Source organism: Sphingomonas sp. CCH9-E2 (assembly GCF_001557215.1).
Classification (GTDB): domain Bacteria; phylum Pseudomonadota; class Alphaproteobacteria; order Sphingomonadales; family Sphingomonadaceae; genus Sphingomonas.
The window spans coordinates 1-2,526 of sequence record NZ_LSJM01000086.1 but is presented as its reverse complement, the minus strand read 5'-3'; the positions used below and the strand labels follow the sequence as shown (position 1 = coordinate 2,526).

At 67.2% G+C, this 2,526-nt stretch carries 3 protein-coding genes; all 3 read left to right on the top strand.

Annotation, left to right across the window (positions count from 1 at the left end):
- The first annotated feature begins 180 nt into the window (after positions 1–180).
- Genes AX681_RS22790 through AX681_RS04725 form a run of 3 tightly spaced genes read left to right on the top strand, consistent with a single transcriptional unit; the run spans position 181 to position 2,457 of the window.
- Entirely contained in the window at positions 181–1,308 is a 1,128-nt protein-coding gene (locus AX681_RS22790) for a cobalamin-independent methionine synthase II family protein (RefSeq protein ID WP_066659524.1), read from the top strand.
- On the top strand, positions 1,305–1,694 hold the full coding sequence (locus AX681_RS22785) for a nuclear transport factor 2 family protein (RefSeq protein WP_231733722.1): 390 nt from the start codon (positions 1,305–1,307) through the stop codon (positions 1,692–1,694). The genes AX681_RS22790 and AX681_RS22785 overlap by 4 nt, the downstream gene beginning before the upstream one ends.
- Before the next feature lie 13 nt (positions 1,695–1,707).
- Positions 1,708–2,457 carry an IclR family transcriptional regulator gene (locus tag AX681_RS04725; protein ID WP_066659529.1) on the top strand — a complete coding sequence of 250 codons (750 nt, stop codon included), beginning with the start codon at positions 1,708–1,710 and terminating at the stop codon, positions 2,455–2,457.
- Positions 2,458–2,526: the final 69 nt, after the last annotated feature.

Genomic DNA, 2,526 nt, shown 5'->3' with positions numbered 1-2,526 from the left:
CCCCGCCGCTGCCGATCCCGCCCTTGGTCGAGATGGCGCAATATCATGTGACGCGCAGCAACGATCCCGGCCTGCGCTGGCTGATCGACCTGATCCGGAGCTCCACCGACTGATTTCGCGGATATGATGCTTGCACATCCGTGAAACGATGCCATCACCGAATTTGCTGACAGGGAGACGGTGATGATCGCGACGACGCATGTGGGCAGCCTTCCGCGCGGTGATGAACTGACCCCGCTGCTGCTCGCCCGCGACAAGGGCGAACCCTCTGACGCGGCGCAGTTCGATGCCCTGGTCCAGGCCGCAGTCGATGCCGCAGTGGCGCAGCAGATCGCGTGCGGGGTCAGCATCGTCAGCGACGGCGAATTGGGGAAGGTCGGCTACTCGACCTACATGATCGAGCGGCTGGAGGGGTTTGGCGGGCATATCGACCGCCGCCCCGCCGCCGACCTCGCCGCGCATCCCGGCCTTGCGCGCAAGCTGTCGGCGATCATGGGCAGCCAGGAGTTCACCCGCGCATCCTGCATCGGCCCGGTGCGGCTGAAGACGCTGGCACCGCTGCACGACGATATCCGCCGCTTCCGCCATGCGCTCGACAAGGCTGGCGGCGGCGCGCGCGGGTTCATGAATGCGGCATCGCCCGGCCTGATCACCGCATTTCAAGTCAATCGCCATTACCCGTCGCATGAGGCCTATCTCGCCGATCTGGTCGATGCGATGCGCCCGGAATATGAGGCGATCGTCGCCGCGGGGTTCGACCTGCAGCTCGACTGCCCCGACCTCGCCATGTCGCGCCACACCGGGTTTCAGGACCAGAGCGACGCCGAGTTCTTGGCGACCGCCGCCGCCAATGTCGAGGCGCTCAACGCCGCCACCGCGAACATCCCGGCCGATCGGATGCGGATGCATGTCTGCTGGGGCAATTATGAAGGGCCGCATGATTGCGACATCGCGCTCGACAAGGTCATCGACATCGTCCTCGCCGCGCGCCCGGGCACGATCCTGTTCGAGGCGGCGAACCCGCGCCACGAGCATGAATGGACGGTATGGCGCGATGCGGCGCTGCCCGACGACAAACTGCTCGCACCCGGCCTGATCGACACCTGTTCCAACTATGTCGAGCATCCCGAGCTGATCGCGCAGCGGATCGAGCGCTATGCGCGGATCGTCGGCAAGAACCGGGTGATCGCCAGCACCGACTGCGGCTTCGGCACCTTTGCCGGCTATGGCAAGATCGATCCCGAGGTGACGTGGAAGAAGCTGCGCGCGCTGCGTGCGGGTGCGGACATTGCGGATGCACGGCTGTGACCCCGGAGGCCGTCCGCGCGATCGAGCATGACTGCGCCAAGCTGGTCGCACGCTACGCCAACCTCAACGACGCCGGGCGCTGGGCCGAGGTCGCCGCGCTTTATGTGGAGGATGGGCGGATGAGCCGACCCACCGCGCCGGATAACTGGATCGTCGGCCGTGCCGCGATCCTCGACGCGTTCCTCGCGCGCCCGGCGCGCACGACGCGGCACGTCTGCTCCAATGTCGTGATCGACGTGATCGACGCGGATCATGCGATCGGCGAATCCGCGATGCTGCTGTTCACCGGCGACGGCCCGCCCAAGGTCGGCAGCTTTCACGACCGTTTCGTGCGCACCGATGCCGGATGGCGGTTTGCCGAGCGCCGGGGTAGTCTGACCTTCTGAACCCGGACGCCGAATGACCAGAACCACCCAGCCAACCGTCAAATCCGCGATGCGCACGCTCGACATTATCGAGTATGTCGTCGGCAATCCCGCCGGGGTCGCGGCGCAGGACATCGCCGCCGCACTGCAGATTCCGGTCAGCAGCCTGTCCTACCTGCTCGCGACCCTGTGCGAGCGGACCTATCTGCGCCGCGAGGGACGGCAATATCTGGCCGGTCCGGGGCTCGAGCGGCTGCGCATGCCCGCCAGCGCCATGTCGATCGAGGATCGCGTCGCGCCGCAGGTGCGCGCACTGCGCCGCTCGCTGAACGAAACCACATCCTTCTTCACCCTGACCGAGTGGGAGATCGAAGCGCGGGTGACCGAGACTGCCGAGCAGGCGCTGCGCTATGCGGTCAGCGTCGGCGCGCGCGCGCCGTTGCACTGCATGGCGGCGGGCAAGGCGATCCTGTCGAGCTTCCATGAGCCGATGCTGACGCGCTATTTTGCCGAATCCTTCCGCCCGCTGTTTACCCCGCGCACGATCACCGACGAGGCGATGTTGCGCGACCAGATCGCGGCGGTGCGCGACACCGGCTTCGCCTTTACCGACGAGGAATATACGCTGGGCGTGTGCGGCATTGCGCGCGTCGTGCAGGTCGACGGCGTGGCTGCAGGCGCGCTCGCGGTCGCGCTGCCCAAGCTGCGCTACACCCCCGAAGCGCGCGCGCAGATCATGGAGCGGCTTGCCGCAGCCTGCGCCGCGATCGAAGCGGGTGGGTAGCCGGGCGAGCAACTATTCCTCCCCTGCCCCGCAGGGGAGGTGGCAGCGAAGCTGACGGAGGGGCCGCCC